This is a genomic window from Staphylococcus americanisciuri, assembly GCF_024814435.1.
Classification (GTDB): Bacteria; Bacillota; Bacilli; order Staphylococcales; family Staphylococcaceae; genus Staphylococcus; species Staphylococcus americanisciuri.
Window position 1 is genome coordinate 1 of the sequence record NZ_JANUXY010000015.1, and the last position, 18938, is coordinate 18938.

Here is an 18938-nt window from a genome sequence, read left to right on the forward strand (position 1 = left end):
CTTCTGGTGTTTCAAACTCAACTGTGTATTTACCTTCATCTAAGTTATCGAATAGGTATTTACCGTTTTCGTCTGTTGTTGTACGAGCTACTTCTTCACCTTGTTCGTTTTTCAAGACAACTGTTACATCTGCGATACCTTTTTCATTCGCATCTTGAATACCGTCTTTATTTGTATCTTCCCATACATAGTCTCCAAGTTTTAACTTAGGTACTTTGTAGAATCCTGAGTCGATTGACATATCATCTTTATCAAGTTTAACTTTTACAACTTGACCATCTGAGTCTTTTTCATCATCTGTACCTGCATTAGGTGTTGTTGGTCTGTAACCTTCTGGTGTTTCGAATTCAACTGTGTAGTCTCCTGGTTCTAAATCTTCGAAGACATATCCACCGTTTTCATCTGTTGTTGTGCGACCAATTTCATTACCTTGGTCATCTTTCAAGATAACTGTTACACCACTGATACCTTTTTCGTCTGGATCTTGGATACCATCACGGTTTGTATCTTCCCATACGTAGTCTCCAAGTTTCACTGGTTTTTTGTGGAATCCTGAGTCGATTGTTAAGTCGTCTTGACGTAAGTCAACTTCTACTTTCAAACCATCTGAGTCAGTCGCATCGTCTCCACCTTGGTCTACTTGCGTTGGAACGTAGCCGTCTGGAGTACCAAACTCAACTGTGTATCTACCTTCATCTAAGTTATCGAATAGGTATTTACCGTTTTCGTCTGTTGTTGTTCTTGCGATTTCTCTACCTTGGTCGTCTTTCAAGACAACTGTTACGTCTGCGATACCTTTTTCATTCGCATCTTGAATACCGTCTTTATTTGTATCTTCCCATACATAGTCTCCAAGTTTTAACTTAGGTACTTTGTAGAATCCTGAGTCGATTGACATATCATCTTTATCAAGTTTAACTTTTACAACTTGACCATCTGAGTCTTTTTCATCATCTGTACCTGCATTAGGTGTTGTTGGTCTGTAACCTTCTGGTGTTTCGAATTCAACTGTGTAGTCTCCTGGTTCTAAATCTTCGAAGACATATCCACCGTTTTCATCTGTTGTTGTGCGACCAATTTCATTACCTTGGTCATCTTTCAAGATAACTGTTACACCACTGATACCTTTTTCGTCTGGGTCTTGGATACCATCACGGTTTGTATCTTCCCATACGTAGTCTCCAAGTTTCACTGGTTTTTTGTGGAATCCTGAGTCGATTGTTAAGTCATCTTGACGTAAGTCAACTTCTACTTTCAAACCATCTGAGTCAGTCGCATCGTTGTTACCTTGGTCTACTTTCGTTGGAACGTAGCCGTCTGGTGTACCAAACTCAACTGTGTATCTACCTTCATCTAAGTTATCGAATAGGTATTTACCATTGTTGTCTGTTGTTGTTCTTGAGATTTCTCTACCTTGGTCGTCTTTCAAGACAACTGTTACGCCTGCGATACCTTTTTCATTCGCATCTTGAATACCATCTTTGTTAGTATCTTCCCATACATAATCACCTAATTTTAACTTAGGTTTTTTGTAGAATCCTGAGTCGATTGTTAAATCATTGTTTTGAAGATGTACATTAACTCTTAGACCATCTGAGTCAAGGGCATCGTTACCACCTTGGTCTACTTGCGTTGGCATATAACCGTCTGGTGTACCAAATTCAACTGTGTAATCACCTTCATCTAAGTTTTCAAAGATGTAGTGTCCAGTTTGGTCTGTTGTTGTACGACCAATTTCTCTGCCTTGTGCATCTTTTAGAACAACAGTGACATTTGGAATACCTTGTTCGTTAATATCTTGAACGCCGTCACGGTTTGTATCTTCCCATACATAGTCACCTAATTTTAACTTAGGTTTTTTGTAGAATCCTGAGTCGATTGTTAGATCATCGTTTTGAAGATCTACAGTTACTGTTAAACCATCTGAGTCAATTGCGTCATTGCCACCTTGGTTTGCTGTTGTTGGAATGTAACCGTCTGGTGTACCAAATTGAACTGTGTATCTACCTTTATCTAGATTATCAAAGAGATAACGTCCATTGTTGTCTGTTGTTGTTCTCGCAATTTCTCTACCTTGGCTATCTCGTAAAACAACTGGGACATTCGCAATACCTGGTTCATTTGCATCTTGAATACCGTCACGGTTTGTATCTTCCCATACATAGTCACCTAATTTTAACTTAGGTTCTTTGTAGAAACCTGAGTCAATTGTTAGGTTATCACCTTGAAGGTTTACGTTAACTCTTAAACCATCTGAGTCAGTCGCATCGTTGCTACCTTGGTCTACTTGCGTTGGCACATAACCTGCTGGTGTACCAAATTCAACAATATAGTTACCTTTTTGTAAACCATCAAATAGGTACTTACCGTTTGAATCTGTTGTTGTACGTTTAAGTTCATTACCTTGTGCATCTTTCAAGATAACAGGTACATTCGCGATACCTCGTTCATTCGCATCTTGAATACCATCTTTATTTGTATCTTCCCATACATAATCACCTAATTTGTAAAGTGGTGGTGGCGTTGGGATAATTGGTTTACCTTCAGCATTAGAAACATCACTGAAAATGCCAGGATAATAATTGTGATATTGCGTAATTTGATTGTTTTTTGCTACATTTCGTAATTCATTTGTAACTTGTCTGCTTTTCGCATCATCGACTGTTCGAATTAGCTTATACGTAACAATATACTGTTGTCTTCTATTGAAAGGTATAACTGATGGATTAATTGTTGCTTTGGTTCCATCTGCACTCATTGTAATGCCGTTAGCAGGAATTCGTACTTTCTCTAATCGACTTGTGTCTGGGTTACCATTTGCCAAAAACTGACTATTATCTGTAACTTTGTAGACTTGAATACTCGACTTATCAACCTTATATCCTTTAACCACAATATCTAATTTTTGTGCATCTAATAAGTCATGACGTTGATTCAAGTATGTTGTCATATACTGATCATTTGTTTTTCTATCAATATAATTTGCATTCCCTTGAACGTAGCTATCTGGTTTTAAACCATGGTCAATCACAATATCTTTTCTATACGTTTCACCCGCAAGATTCAATTCAATCGGATACGTTCTTTTATCGATTGTATTTTCTTTTTTATTTTCATAGCCTGTAATTTTAAAACTACCTGTTACATCATCCAATTGATCTACATAATCTGTGAATGTGTATGTTGACGTATTAGTTGCTAGGTCATAAGAACCTTTTGCGACAACTTTTCCGTCATTGCTATACAAATCAACTGCTATTGGTGGTAAATGTAAGCCCCCTGGACGATAGTAGCGTCCCCAGTTAAATGTCATATAATCGCCAGCATGTACATCATTGTCGACTTTATAGTTACCAGTGACTTGAAGATAATCACCACTTGTTACCCAAAATTCATTCCTTGTGCCACCATTTGATGTTTTAATCGTTGTATTAATGTTTGACATCGTTACTTTGTCATTTACGTTACGTCCTGATGTCTCTGCTGCACGGAATGCTGTTCTGCCAGTACCTACACTTCTAAATGCACTACGTGGTGTAATCGCTTCTGGGCGTGCATTTTCGTTGTTAATATTAGTCGAGGAATTTGGAGTGCTTTCAGTTTTATTTCTGCTCACACCTGTTGTAGTGATTGAAGATAACGCCTCGGCTTCATCTGCTGGTTTAACACTTGCTTCTGTTGTTGTATTATCTGCGCTATAAGTTGGGATATGTGAAGCGCGATTTTCAATATCAATTACTTTATTGCCTGGCTGTACGTTGTTCTCTGATTCTACTTCAGCATTTGATGCAGATGAATTGTCATCCTCTTTTTCAGAAGTTTCTTCAGTTGCAGTTTCTTCTGCCGCTTTACCTATAGACTCTGTAGCTTCGTTTGATTCACTACTTTCTTCAGCAACTTTTTCAACTTCTTCATCACTTGCTACTGTTTCATCAACGGATGTCTCAGCTGTTGCTTTACCATCTGCATCTGGATTATCAGACGCTGATAAGGCTTCAGCTGTCGTGTCAGTTTCTTCAGCTTTTGCTTCATCGTTCGCAACACCAAAAATTAAGGTTGCCCCAATTAAGATTGAAGCTGTTCCAATCGTGTACTTCCTAATGGAGTAACGATTCTGACGATTAGGAAGGAAATCCATTTTTTTCAAATTTAAACACTCCTTTTTAAAAATAATGTATTACTATTCCAATATTATATATTAAAATAGTAAATCCACCAATAACAATATTATTATTTTTTCGCTTTTTCTCGAAAAATAAATAAAAACCTTATATTTATATCCTATTCCTAGACTTTTTAGAATTTTGTATTGATTATTTTAAGTATTATACAGAAGCTTCATTATTATATATAAATAATTAAATACTTTTTATAAAATGGAACTATTACACTATCAATCGTTCTTAAAACAAAAGAAAGACATAATGACGAAAACCTGTATCATTCGTTTTCGTCATTATGTCTTTAAAAAATCTATAACCTATTAAATTTCAAATTGTTCACCACTGCGTATTTTGTCAGCGATTTCATTGAGTTTTCTCAAGCGATGGTTCACACCCGATTTAGAAATAGTGCCTGTACTTACCATCTCACCTAATTCTTTTAATGAAACATCTTGATTCTCTATTCGAAGTTTCGCAATTTCTCTTAAACGTTCTGGTAGATTGTCTAGCCCCAGTTCTTCATCTATTAATTCAATATTTTTAACTTGTTTCATAGCAGCACTGACTGTCTTATTCAGATTAGCCGTCTCACAATTGACTAGCCGGTTCACGGAATTGCGCATATCACGGACAATGCGCACGTCTTCAAATTTTAACAATGCTTGATAACCACCAATTAAGCTTAAAAATTCAGCGATACGTTCCGCTTCTTTTAAGTACGTTATCCATCCTTTTTTACGCTCTAGTTTTTTCGCATTCAAGCCATAGCTATTCATTAACTCTGTCAAACCTTCCGAATGACTTTCGTATAATGAGAAAATTTCTAAATGATATGAGGAAGTTTCTGGATTATTCACAGAACCGCCTGCTAGAAATGCCCCTCTTAAATAACTGCGTCGCATATCATCAGTTGCTACCATGGCTGAATCAATATCATGCGTAAAACTACCTTCTTTAAGAATACCCAATTCATCTAATATTGCGCGTGCCTTCATTTTAATACGACAAATATAGATATTATTCTTTTTCAATTTCATTTTTTTGCGCACTAATATTTCAACTTCTACGTTAAAAACTTTTTTTATTAATGAATAAATACGGCGTGCAGTTGTCGCATTTTCTGTTTGAATATTGATGACAAATTGTTGATTAGACAAGCTTAGTGCACCATTCATGCGAATCAACGCACTCAATTCTGCCATGGCATCTTCATTATTCACTTCAACTCTTGTTAATTCATTTTTCATGTCTGATGCAAAGCTCATATCATTGACATCCTTTCTCTTTACTGTCCTGCCTATTTAAGTTGATTTGGGTCAAATTCAATTGTACTGATTTCTTGAAGTGCTATTTCATAAATCATCTCTGCCAATATTTCCGTACGGTGGCGCACATGATGATTCTCTGAAATAAGTGCCAAATCTTTACCCGTCACGAGCTCAATACCTCTTTCTTGTAATATCCCTTCATTGTATAAAACAGGTTTCGCACCTTTTGCCTCATATTTTTTTAATATTTGATCATCAAATTCGAGTTCGTTCGCTATTACAAAATCGAGTACATTCGCTCCCAACTGTTGATGAATGGCATCGATATGATCTACAACCGTGTAATCATCTGTTTCACCCGGTTGTGTCATAATGTTCGCAACGTATAATTTTTTTGCGGCGCTTTCGACTAATGCTTTACCAATCCCTTTAACACATAATGTCGAGATAACGCTGGTGTAGAGCGAACCGGGGCCAAGAACAATCAAGTCTGCATCGCGCAATGCTTCAACAGCTTCATTCATTGGCTCTGCATCTGCCGGTTCTAAATAGACACGTTTGATTCTTTTATTTTTTTTAGGAATATTTGATTCACCTGCAACAATCTCGCCATCTTCCATTTCTGCATGCAAGGCAACGCTGGACACAGTCGATGGAATGACACGCCCTTTAATATTGAGGATTTTGCTAAGTTCTTTCACTGCATGTCCAAAGTCATGTGTGATGTTTGTCATCGCTGCAATTAATAGATTTCCTAAAGAATGACCACTAATTTTCCCTTCTTCAAAACGATATTGAAATAGTTGTTCTAAAGTAGGCTCTGCATCACTTAATGCAGCTAAAACATTGCGTACATCGCCCGGTGCAGGAATGTCCATCTCATGACGAATTTTGCCAGTACTGCCACCATCATCTGCGACAGTCACAATGGCTGTAATATCAATTGGAAACGATCTTAAACCTCTTGCTAATACGGATAAGCCTGTGCCGCCTCCGATGAGCACTAATTTGAGTTGTTTCATTTTTTATCTCCACTTTCAATGTGTGCATCACGATGGTACACATAGATATTATAGTCATATATTTGCTGCAATTCTTCTGCCAATCGTTTTGCTAATGCAACAGATCGATGTTGACCACCTGTACATCCAATGGCGATGACCAATTGAGATTTACCTTCTTTATAATAACCAGGAATTGTAAAGCGAAGTAAATCAAGCAATTTTTGATAAAATGTTTCCGTTTCTTCCCACTTCATCACATAATCATAAACAGAAACATCCATACCTGTTAAAGGACGCAATGATTCGACGTAATAGGGATTCGGCAAAAAGCGCACATCAAATACAATATCTGCATCAATTTGAATCCCATGTTTAAAACCAAAACTCGTCACATTAATCGAAAATGATGGATCTTCTGCGTGGTTGAAGTATTCAGCGATGCGTTTTTTCAATTGCTTAGCGGTTAGTTTGGTTGTATCAACTGTAAAGCTGGCAATGCTTTGGACTTCTGATAATAATTGACGCTCTTCTGTAATTGCCTCTGCTAACGTCAAGCCTGTTTTCTTTTGTAATGGATGTTGACGACGTGTTTCTTTATATCGTGAAATCAATTTTTTAGTTTCTGCATCAACAAAGAAAATACTCACTTGAACTTTTGCATCATCTTGAATCTTTTTAATTTCTTGTACAAAACTTTGGAAAAATTCTCGTCCACGCAAGTCTATCCCGATCGCCACTTTTTGTAACGATGGTGTGCCTTCAACCATCAATTCGATAAATTTAGGCAACAATATTGGTGGTAAGTTATCAACACAGAAATAGCCCAAGTCTTCCAAGCTTTGGATTGCAACAGACTTTCCTGCACCTGATAAACCTGTGACAATTAGCAATTCTCTTTTAACTGTTTCTTTTTTTTCTACGTCTTGCATATATATAACCACCATCCCATTTTAGTCTCTTTTAGTGTACATGAAAACAGACCTAAGTAGTAGCTGTTGTATCAAAATTGATTGAGATTCTTCATAATTATGCCCATAAGGAAAGACTGAACCCGTTATGTCCAGTCTTTATCTTTCATTTATATCATTAAGTGATTGCTTAGTCTTCCAATGCTTCAATATATGCTTGAACACTTTGTGCTGCGATGCTACCATCGCTTGTTGCCGTAACAATTTGACGCAAGCCTTTTTCACGTACGTCCCCAGCAACATAGATACCTTTGACAGCTGTACTCATATCGTCATTTGCTACAATATACCCTGCGTCATTCGTGATACCTAAGTTCAAGAATGGTTGTGTCAGTGGTTTCATGCCAATGTACACGAATAAACCATCTGCTTCAACTGTTTGTTCTGAACCGTCTTCTGTTGAGACAAGTGTTAATGAACCTACTTTACCATCTTTTTCATTCACTGATTTCAGCGTATGATTCCAAATGAAGTCTATTTTTTCATTTTTAAATGCACGATCTTGAAGAATTTTTTGTGCACGCAATTGATCACGACGGTGTACAATCGTTACTTTATCAGCAAATTTTGTTAAGAAAGTCCCTTCTTCAACCGCTGAGTCACCACCACCGATGACATAAACGTTTTTATTTTTAAAGAATGCACCATCACATACCGCACAGTAACTGACACCACGACCGCCAAGCTCTTCTTCTCCAGGTACACCTATTTTTTTATACTCTGCACCTGTTGCAATAATAACAGCTGTCGCTTCGACTTGGCTTGAACCTAAATCAATTACTTTGTAGTCACCTTTATCTTCTATTCCTTTAATATCGCCGTATTTGTATTCTGCACCAAACTTTTTAGCGTGATCAAACATTTTCGTTGAGAGATCCGGTCCAGAAATCATCTCAAAACCAGGAAAATTCTCTACCTCTTCAGTGTTTGCCATCTGACCTCCTGGCATACCACGCTCAATCATCACTGTGTTTAAGTTAGCGCGTGATGCATAAACAGCTGCAGTCATTCCTGCTGGTCCTGCACCAATGATCGCAACATCATATCTTACTTGTTCTGACATGGATGGTTCCTCCTCTTATTTTAATAATAGTTATTTTACGATATTTAATTATTTGTCTAAACTTATATGCTCATCAATTGATCCAAAGCCTTTAATACGCTTGTCTCCGTCACATTGAACATCTCACAACAGTTAGCGATACTTTGACTTCGCTCTGTCGTATTAAAATATAAATAGGTAACTGCCGCAATATAAGGTTCTAGCACCTCTTGATCGACATTTATTGCTAATAAACCTTCTGCATAAGAAATCCAACTTAAATATAGCGCCGACTCTTCACGCGTGGTTTTCTCATCATATAACACCAACATACCTCGATGAATAAAATCTAATTTTTTGAGGTGCAGACCTTGAATGAGATAAGAAAGATACAATTTTTCATAGTCTCCCAAAGTCTCTAAGATTTCCCACACATCTTGCGTCATCAATACTTCCTTACCGTTCAATTGATTCAGTAAAAAAATACCATATAAGCGTTGATGTTGATCTTCACTCGTCAACAATGGCGCAATATGCTCATCGAAATATGTAATATGCTCATCCACAATCCATGGTGGCAAACCCGCATGCGCCCGACTAAATATCGATAGCTTATTCCAGAAATATTCGCTTTGGCTTTTATTTCCTAGGTAATAATAATTGACCGATAATGCATTGAACAATTGAAATGTTTGAAACTTACCTTTACGCTGAAGTGGCACAAGCAATTGTTGTGAAGCTTCATATTGTTTCAAATAGCTTAATACAATGCCTAATTTGAAAGTTTCATCGTCATTCATTGGCATAATTTTATTCAATCGCTGTACATAGCGTTCAAATAATTGATGTTCATTCATATTATGTAGCAACAACGTATAATGACATAATGCATAAACATCTGATGAATCTTCTCTTAACAGGCGCTCATACATTTCTTTTGCCACCTGATTTTCATTCAAATAGAGATAGCACATCGCCAATAGATTACGCACAATGTGGCTCTCTTGAATCTTTGCTTCTTGTCTTAAAATATAACTACGCGCTTCTAACAATCGACCTTCACCGAATAAATGCTGGAAAATAACTTGAACAGTAAATAGCTGGCTTTCCTGTTTTAACGCTGCTTCTTCATGATAAGATACATCAAACATACTTTCCAATTCATCTCGATAAGCAATATCACCTGAAGTAAATACATAGTTCAAACCAAATAAATAGGCTTTGTTCGGTTCATTCAATGAGATACTCAACTGGCTTAATGCATAATAAGATGCTTCAAGATGACGTCCCTCACTAATCTCATCATAATAGAGTGCTTCTGCTTGTCGTTCATGACGCAACTTTTCATAACATGTTGCAAGTTGTTGTCTCGCTTCAAAATGTTCAGGTGACAATTCCAACACTTTTTCTAGGTAATAGCGCGCTTTATCATATGCTTGTTGGCGTAGTTTTTGTGTTGCTATTTTTTCATAGAGTGCCACATCTTGATTAAACGGAATAATGTTATGTGCTTGTGTCATCATTGTCACCTCTTTCTATTTATTTGGATATATTTTTAACGGCGCGCCGTATGCTGTTGTATTATCAGGAACATCTTTGGAAACAACACTGCCAGCACCAATGCGTACATTGCTACCAATTTTCACACCTGGCAAAATTGTCACATTCGCACCAATCAAAGTATTATCCCCAATTGTTACATCGCCGACACGCAAAGCACCTATTACGAATTCATGGGTCAATATTGTAGCATTATAACCGATGATGACATGCTTGCCAATCTTGATGCGTTCTGGATACAACAAGTCCGGAACAGCTTTAAAAGCAAAAGCAGTCTCAGCACCTATGTCCATTTTCAATAAATGACGATAAATCGCACGTTTCCAACTCACAAATGGCACGTAGCGCATTACCTCAATAATCAATGTATTTTTAAATATTTTTATAAATCGAATATGACGATAAAGATACCATAATGGATTGCGCTCCGATGTGTGTATCGTTGTTAAACGTCGCGTCATACTATCGACGCCCCTTTGGATAGGCATGCCCTGTCCATGTTAAGACGGGCGCATTGCGGTATAACATTGCTTTTTTAGACATGCGTTGCACAACAATTAAAACAACACCGACAAGTATTAAAATGATAGACATAACTTGGGCGACTCGGATGGTTTCCGTTAACATCAAACTATCTGTACGCAATCCTTCCACAAAGAAACGTCCAACAGAATACCAGATTAAATACAATGCAAACGTCTCGCCAATACGCAAATGACGTCGCAACATAATCAATAACAAAAATCCTACAATATTCCATACGGATTCGTATAAGAACGTTGGATGATAGTATTGACCATCTATATACATATCATCAATGATGAACTTGGGCAATGAAAGTTGTTCGAGAAAAGCTTTCGTTACTGGACCACCATGTGCTTCATGATTCATAAAGTTTCCCCAACGTCCAATTGCTTGTGCCAAGATAATGCTCGGTGCCACAATATCTGCCAGTTGTAAAGGGTGCCAATTCTTCCGATAACAATAATATATCCCCATACCAAAAGCACCCAATAAACCGCCATGTATCGCGATGCCTCCCTGCCAAATCATCGGTATTTCAACCGGATGCTGACTATAGTAATCTAAGTGGAACAGCACAAAATATATACGTGCGGTTAATACTGCCACAACCACACAGATGATTAGCAAGTTGACTAAATCATCTTCTTGAAAACCTACCTTTCTGGCACTTTGTTGCGCAATCGCATAGCCCAACAAAATAGCCATCGCAATGATAATACCATACCATCTGACTGATAACCCGCCTAGCTGTATTGCAATTGGATCAATGTAAGCCATCATGATTCATCTCCTTGCTTCTGTTGCTGACTATTCTTCAAAATTTCGGCATTAAGCCTCTCATTAAACTCTTCAGCCGTATTAATTCCCATGACATTCAGACGGTAATTCATTGCGGCAACTTCAATAATGACCGCAACGTTACGTCCAGGGCGAATAGGAATCGTTTTTTTCGTAATATCTGTATCTAAAATTCTTAATGTCTCTTCATTCAATCCAACACGGTCATACATTTTGCCTTCACGCCATGTCTCAAGATTGATGTTCAATTGAATACGTTTCTTCAATAAGATGGAGCCCGCACCGAATAACGTCATTACATTAATAATACCTAAACCACGAATCTCTAAAAGATGTCGAATAATATCTGGTGCTTTTCCAATCAATTCATCTTTGACTACTTCTTTTATCTCAACATTGTCATCTGCAACAAGTCGATGTCCACGTTTCACAAGCTCAAGGGCAGTTTCACTTTTACCGACACCTGAATCACCAGTAATTAAAACCCCCACACCATAGACATCTACCAAAACACCATGAAGGGATGTTGAGTTTGCAAGTTCATGCTCAAGATATGTTGTTAAACGCCCCATTACACGTGTTGTAGCCTCATTAACATATAACAACGGTGTATCTGTTTCTCGTGATGCACGAATCAATTCTTCTGGCGCTTCATGACCACGTGTAATAATAATTGCTGGTGTATCTGGACGACACAGTTTGCGCATACGTCCTTGGCGTTCTTCGTCACGTAACAGATTATAAAAAGATAATTCCGTCGTTCCTAGCACTTGTATACGATTGGATGAATAATGCGAGAAGTACCCCGCCATTTCCAAGCCTGGTCGTGATATATCTGTATTGTGAATCGGACGGTTTAAACCAGACTCACCCGATACAACATTCAGATTAAAACGCGTGACAACATCTTTAGTTGTTAACATCTCTTCACCTCATTTTATGTAGCTCCACTCTATCATATCAAATTGTATCCATAACAGGGAATGGAATAATAGAAATCAACAATAGATTCACATTTAGTTAGTCATCTTATACAACCTCACCTAAATCTATCTCGGCAAGGCTAAATGGCAGTAAACAATCCAAAAAGTACATGTTACGCTATCCTGCTGCTGCCTTTTACAATATTTTCTTACTTTGGATAGCGTTTTCTGTTAATGTCCCAGCGCCCTGCCTTCCTTTATTCATATCATATATTGCCATATAAAAATACAAAAAGCCATTGTCCTTGTCACATAGCACTAACTACATAACAAAACAATGGCTTGCAGATCCAACGACCTTTTTATCTTTTATTCAAATGTTCACTTATCTCGCGCAATGACTTCTCAAGTTGTTGAAAAGGATTATTCGTTACATCACCCTCATGCGCTTTTGTTTTTTTCCACTGCTCATCTGCACGCTCAACACCTTTGCGCACAGTGTCCGTCACATTCTGAAATGCTTCACGAACAAAGTCTTCAATAGCCGTTTGAGTTTCCTGAGCTGTATCGTTCTGTTCTTCCTCATCTACTGTCTTTGTTGTCTTAGGATTAGATGTTTCTGTCTCCTGTCCAATCGCCTCTAAAAGCAATGTTGCTTCATCTACTGTAATCTTGCCATCTGCTAAAAGTTCTAACACCTTTATTTTCGCTGCATTCATAAATTATCCCTCCATACGTGCTTTATCACGTGCTAAAATTCGCTTCAAATACTTACCCGTATATGACTGTTCGTTTTCCGCAATATCTTCCGGTGTACCTGTTGCTATAATTGTACCACCACCATCGCCACCTTCAGGCCCTAAATCAATCAAATGATCTGCCGTTTTGATAACGTCTAGGTTATGTTCAATAATAACAACTGTGTCACCATTTTCCACTAATTTGTTCAATACTTTTAATAAACGCTGAATATCGTCTACATGTAACCCAGTTGTTGGCTCATCTAAAATATATATAGAACGGCCTGTTGAACGCTTATGCAGTTCTGATGCAAGCTTCACGCGCTGTGCTTCTCCACCAGATAATGTTGTGGCTGGTTGTCCAAGCGTGATGTAACCTAGTCCCACATCTACCAAAGTTTGCAATTTGCGTTTAATCTTAGGAATATTTTCAAAAAATTGTGTTGCATCTTCTACCGTCATCGCTAATACATCTGCAATATTTTTCCCTTTATATGTCACTTCAAGCGTTTCACGGTTATATCGTTTACCTTCACATACTTCACAAGGTACATAAACATCAGGTAAAAAGTGCATTTCAATCTTGATAATTCCATCACCTTTACACGCTTCACAACGCCCGCCTTTGACATTAAAGCTGAAACGTCCTTTTTGATAACCACGTACTTTCGCTTCATTCGTTGAGGCAAAAACATCACGAATGTCATCAAATACCCCCGTATATGTTGCCGGATTTGAACGTGGTGTTCGTCCAATTGGAGATTGGTCGATATCAATAATTTTGTCCAGTTCTTCAACACCCGTAATCTCATCGTGATCACCAGGACGTACTTTGGACTTGTTAATCACTTTCGCCAATGATTTGTACAACACTTCATTAACAAGCGAACTTTTCCCCGAACCAGACACACCCGTTACTACATTCATTACTGATAACGGAAAATCGACATCGATATTTTTTAAGTTATTGCTACGTGCACCTTTAATACTAATTTTGCGCGCCGTCACTTCACGGCGATGTTCAGGGACAGGCACATACTTCGCACCACTTAAATATTGACCTGTCAGTGATTTTTTATTTTTCATCACTTGTTTCGGCGTACCGCTCGCAACAACAGTACCACCATGAACGCCTGCCCCAGGTCCAATATCTACAAGGTAGTCCGCTTCATACATTGTGTCTTCATCATGTTCTACCACGATAAGGGTGTTCCCTAAGTCACGCATTTCTTTCAACGTCTGAATTAAGCGGTCGTTATCGCGCTGATGTAAGCCAATTGACGGTTCGTCCAACACATATAAGACACCAGATAAACGTGACCCAATTTGTGTTGCTAATCGAATACGTTGCGCTTCGCCACCCGATAGCGTACCTGAAGCACGATTTAACGTTAAATAGTCCAAACCAACGTTATTTAAGAATGTTAAACGCGCAGAAATTTCTTTCAAAATTAAACGCGCAATTTGTGCATCTTGTTCAGACAACTCGATATTTTCATAGTATTCAAGTGCTTCACGAATTGATTGCGACACAACTTCGCCAATATTTTTGCCCGCTACATAAACAGACAAAGCTTCCTTGCTGAGACGTTGACCATGACACTTCTCACATGGCTGTTCTGCCAAATATTTACGCATCATTTCGCGCGTATACTCTGATGGAGACTCATTAAAACGGCGTTCAATATTTGGAACAACCCCTTCAAAAGGCATCGTACGTTTACGTTTTTCACCTGAACGTGCATTAAATGTGAACGTGAGCTCTTTAGTGCCTGAACCATATAAAATAATATTTTGTTGACGTTCTGTTAACTTACCGAATGGCTTATCCATGTTAATTTTATACACTTCACACACACGTTTTAACAGTGTTGGATAAAAATCTGAGCTCTTAGGCTCCCAAGGTAAAATCGCACCTTCTGCCAATGTTTTTGTACGATCAGGTACTACAAGATCCACGTCTACAGTCAGTTTTTGACCTAAACCATCACATGTCGGACACGCACCGAATGGACTGTTAAAACTAAACATTCTCGGTTCCAATTCTCCAATCGTAAAGCCACAAATAGGGCATGCGTGCTTTTCAGAGAATTCAAGTGGCTCACCATCGATAACATCAACAACGAGACGACCTTCTGATAATGCTAGTACGGTTTCAATCGAATCTGCCAGACGGGTTTCAATCCCTGGTTTAACAACAAGGCGATCCACTACAATCTCAATTGTATGGTTTTTATTTTTGTCGAGTGCAGGCACGTCGGTAATATCCATAATCTCACCGTTCAAACGCACGCGCACATAGCCTTTTTTACTAATATCCGCTAACAATTTTTCATGCGTTCCTTTGCGATGGCTAACAACTGGTGCTAATAATTGAATTTTAGTGCGCGCTTCCAATGCCATAATGCGATCTGCCATCTGTTGAACCGTTTGTGACTCAATCTCAATCCCATGCTCTGGACAAATCGGCTTCCCAATACGCGCATAAAGTAAGCGAATATAATCATAAATTTCTGTGACAGTTGCGACTGTAGAACGTGGGTTTTTACTCGTTGTTTTCTGATCGATTGAGATAGCAGGTGACAATCCTTCAATCGTGTCGACATCCGGTTTATCCATCTGCCCTAAAAATTGGCGGGCATAAGCACTCAATGACTCCACATAACGTCTTTGCCCTTCAGCATAAATCGTATCGAACGCCAGTGATGACTTGCCTGAACCAGATAACCCCGTCATTACAATAAACTTATCTTTAGGCAATTCTATATCTACATTTTTTAAATTATGGGCACGCGCCCCTTTGACTACTATTGATGGTCCTTTCATCTATGTCACCCTTCTGATTTAAGTTCAAATAATAAATCTCTTAACTCCGTTGCTTTCTCAAAGTCTAATGCTTTCGCTGCTTCCTTCATTTGTTTTTCAATATTTTGGATTGTTTTTTGACGTTCTTTCTTCGTCATTTTCTTCGGCACTTCTTTGCGCTCTGCTTCATTCGTTTCATCTGTTTCAACAGTCGCACTGATTACATCATGAATCTTCTTATTAATCGTCTGTGGTGTTATACCATGTTTTTCGTTGTAAGCTATCTGAATTTCACGACGACGTTCTGTTTCGTCAATCGCCACACGCATCGAGTCAGTTATTTTATCTGCATACATGATTACTTCACCTTTGTCGTTACGTGCTGCACGACCAATCGTCTGAATTAACGAGCGCTCGGAACGTAAGAAACCTTCTTTATCTGCATCTAATATCACGACCAGTGACACTTCTGGAATGTCAATCCCTTCCCGCAACAAGTTAATGCCGATTAATACATCGAATGTCCCCATTCGTAAATCACGTATAATCTCGATACGTTCTAATGTTTTAATCTCAGAATGCAAATAATTTACTTTTACGCCCGCTTCTTTTAAATATGTCGTTAAATCTTCACTCATTTTTTTCGTTAACGTCGTAATCAATACACGTTCATTTCGTTCGACACGTGTCTGAATTTCACTCAGTAAGTCATCGATTTGATTTTTCGACGGACGCACGTCTATTTTAGGATCCAATAAGCCGGTTGGACGAATGATTTGTTCCACCATTTCATCTGTGTGTTCCATTTCATATGGCCCTGGTGTGGCTGATACATACACGAGCTGATGGGCTTTTTGTTCAAATTCCTCGAACATCAATGGCCGGTTGTCTAGCGCACTCGGCAGACGGAAGCCATGTTCCACAAGGACGTTTTTACGCGCCTTATCTCCGTTATACATACCACGAATTTGTGGTAATGTAACATGTGATTCGTCAATCATAATCAACCAATCATCACCGAAATAATCGAGCAATGTATATGGGGTTGAACCAAGTGGACGCAATGTTAAATGTACCGAGTAGTTCTCAATTCCTGAACAAAATCCCATTTCACGCATCATTTCAAGGTCATAATTCGTACGTTGTTCCAAGCGCTGTGCCTCCAACAACTTATTTTCACTGCGCAGTTTTTCAAGTTGTTCAGCCAATTCCTGTTCAATTCTTTCAATGGCAACCTTCATTTTTTCTTCACGTGTAACGAAGTGAGAAGCTGGAAACAGCGCAAAATGTTCACGTTCACGCAATACTTCTCCCGTTAAATAGTTAATCTCACTCACTCGGTCAATCTCATCACCGAAAAATTCAACGCGAATACACAATTCATCACGTGAGGCTGGGAAAATCTCTACCACATCGCCACGCACGCGGAATGTCCCACGTTGAAAGTCAATATCATTACGCGTATATTGTACATCTACTAACTTGCGCAACAACTCACTGCGATCCATTTCCATACCGGAACGGATACTTACAACTAAGTCCTTATATTCTTCCGGGTTCCCTAAGCCATAAATACAGCTCACACTGGCGATAATAATCACGTCATCACGTTCAAATAATGCACTTGTTGCTGAGTGACGCAATTGATCAATTTCATCATTAATTGACGCATCTTTTTCAATAAATGTGTCCGTAGATGGAACATATGCTTCTGGCTGATAATAGTCATAGTAACTAACAAAATATTCCACTCTATTTTCAGGAAAGAATTCCTTAAACTCACTATACAATTGTCCTGCAAGCGTCTTATTGTGCGCAATGATTAACGTCGGCTTACCCGCACGTTTAATCACATTGCTCATTGTAAAAGTTTTACCCGTCCCCGTTGCACCTAAGAGTGTTTGATGACGTTTGCCGTCTTGGATACCTTTTACAAGCGCATCTATCGCACGAGGTTGGTCACCTTGTGGGTCAAACTGAGATACCACTTTAAAATCATGATGCTCCATGTACACTCGTCTCCTCATTCTATAATCGTACTGCTATTCTAACAAATTTTAATATATAAATACAAACATCTGTTCGTTTTTTAAAAATTTATTTCTACCTCTCTTCGCTTTATAAATGTAAATAATCTCTATAATGCGAAATAATTGCATCAAAAAAACCGCTTAAAACTTATTTAAGTTCTAAACGGTATAATTAACACTTCTCAGGCGTGTTATTTAAATTCATCTTCACAGTGTATCTGTAATGTATCGACTATGATATAACCCGCCAATATCGACACAACGTCTATAAAAATAATCCATTCGTTATGGAAAAAACCTTTGTATATCGACGTACCAATGATAACGAGTGTGACACATGTGCCAATCCATTTGTTGCGTGTTATGGCACTTAATATGACAACGAGTACACATGGGAAAAAGGCGGCTAAAATATACCATATCACTTTGATCACTGCTTTCTCTTATTTAATATGTGCATCGTCGTTTCACGTAACTCTGCACGTGGAATGAATTTTTCTGTCAACATCTCGGGAATAATATTGTCAATAAAATCTTGTACAGAATGCAAATGGTCGAACTGCATAATCGTCTCCAAACTCATCTCATATATTTCAAAGAATAGTGGCTCCGGATTACGCTTTTGAATCTCACCGAACGTCTCATACAATAAATCAATTTTGTCAGCTACAGAAAGAATTTGACCTTCTAATGAATCGTCTTTTCCTTCTTGTAGACGCTGACGATAAATTTCCTGATAACGCTCCGGAATTTCCTCAGAGATGAACGTATCGACCATCTCTTCTTCAACTTGTGAAAAGAGCTTTTTCAGCTCACTGCTTGCATACTTCACTGGTGTCTTGATATCGCCCGTAAATACTTCGGCAAAGTCATGATTAAGCGCTTTTTCATACAAGCTCTTCCAATTAACTTCCTTGCCATAATATTCTTCAACTGTTCCAAGATACTGTGCAATCTTCGTTACTTTGAAAGAATGTGAGGCGACATTATGCTCAAAATATTTGAACTTGCCGGGTAAACGAATCAACTTTTCTAAGTCTGATAGTCTTTTGAAATATTGATGAACACCCATTTATACGCCCTCCTTCATAAAATCTATATAGTTTATGATA

At 38.2% G+C, this 18938-nt stretch carries 14 protein-coding genes; all 14 read right to left on the reverse strand.

Annotated features, from left to right (window positions below; genetic code table 11):
- A partial coding sequence (locus NXS11_RS10585) for an SdrD B-like domain-containing protein (protein ID WP_373319408.1) occupies positions 1–4138 on the reverse strand: 4138 nt, incomplete at its 3' end.
- A 345-nt stretch (positions 4139–4483) separates the two neighbouring features.
- On the reverse strand, positions 4484–5428 hold the full coding sequence (gene whiA / locus NXS11_RS10590) for a DNA-binding protein WhiA (protein WP_259201078.1): 945 nt from the start codon (positions 5426–5428) through the stop codon (positions 4484–4486).
- Positions 5429–5460: 32 nt separating this feature from the next.
- Positions 5461–6453 carry a gluconeogenesis morphogenetic factor MgfK gene (gene mgfK, locus NXS11_RS10595; RefSeq protein WP_259201081.1) on the reverse strand — a complete coding sequence of 331 codons (993 nt, stop codon included), beginning with the start codon at positions 6451–6453 and terminating at the stop codon, positions 5461–5463.
- A complete protein-coding gene (gene rapZ / locus NXS11_RS10600) occupies positions 6450–7364 on the reverse strand; it encodes an RNase adapter RapZ (protein WP_259201082.1) in 915 nt (304 codons plus the stop codon). The genes mgfK and rapZ overlap by 4 nt, the downstream gene beginning before the upstream one ends.
- A gap of 169 nt (positions 7365–7533) precedes the next feature.
- The gene (gene trxB / locus NXS11_RS10605) at positions 7534–8466 is read right to left on the reverse strand and encodes a thioredoxin-disulfide reductase (protein ID WP_259201085.1); all 933 of its coding nucleotides are present in this window, start codon (positions 8464–8466) and stop codon (positions 7534–7536) included.
- A gap of 62 nt (positions 8467–8528) precedes the next feature.
- Positions 8529–9968, reverse strand: coding sequence for a tetratricopeptide repeat protein (locus tag NXS11_RS10610; RefSeq protein WP_259201086.1), 1440 nt, complete (start codon positions 9966–9968; stop codon positions 8529–8531).
- A gap of 12 nt (positions 9969–9980) precedes the next feature.
- Positions 9981–10466, reverse strand: coding sequence for an acyltransferase (locus NXS11_RS10615; protein ID WP_259201091.1), 486 nt, complete (start codon positions 10464–10466; stop codon positions 9981–9983).
- Between the two features lies 1 nt (position 10467).
- Entirely contained in the window at positions 10468–11310 is an 843-nt protein-coding gene (gene lgt / locus NXS11_RS10620; RefSeq protein WP_259201092.1) for a prolipoprotein diacylglyceryl transferase, read from the reverse strand.
- Complete coding sequence (gene hprK / locus NXS11_RS10625; protein WP_259201095.1) at positions 11307–12251, reverse strand: HPr(Ser) kinase/phosphatase; 945 nt, start codon at positions 12249–12251, stop codon at positions 11307–11309. Before hprK ends, lgt begins: the two co-directional genes overlap by 4 nt.
- Before the next feature lie 362 nt (positions 12252–12613).
- On the reverse strand, positions 12614–12970 hold the full coding sequence (locus NXS11_RS10630) for an SHOCT-like domain-containing protein (RefSeq protein ID WP_259201098.1): 357 nt from the start codon (positions 12968–12970) through the stop codon (positions 12614–12616).
- A 3-nt stretch (positions 12971–12973) separates the two neighbouring features.
- Positions 12974–15817, reverse strand: coding sequence for an excinuclease ABC subunit UvrA (gene uvrA / locus NXS11_RS10635; protein WP_259201100.1), 2844 nt, complete (start codon positions 15815–15817; stop codon positions 12974–12976).
- A gap of 5 nt (positions 15818–15822) precedes the next feature.
- Positions 15823–17805 carry an excinuclease ABC subunit UvrB gene (gene uvrB, locus NXS11_RS10640; protein ID WP_259201108.1) on the reverse strand — a complete coding sequence of 661 codons (1983 nt, stop codon included), beginning with the start codon at positions 17803–17805 and terminating at the stop codon, positions 15823–15825.
- A 212-nt stretch (positions 17806–18017) separates the two neighbouring features.
- Positions 18018–18251: a CsbA family protein gene (locus NXS11_RS10645; RefSeq protein ID WP_259201148.1), complete on the reverse strand. Its 234-nt coding sequence runs from the start codon at positions 18249–18251 to the stop codon at positions 18018–18020.
- 5 nt (positions 18252–18256) lie between these two features.
- Entirely contained in the window at positions 18257–18898 is a 642-nt protein-coding gene (locus NXS11_RS10650) for a YfbR-like 5'-deoxynucleotidase (RefSeq protein ID WP_259201110.1), read from the reverse strand.
- Positions 18899–18938 lie beyond the last annotated feature (40 nt).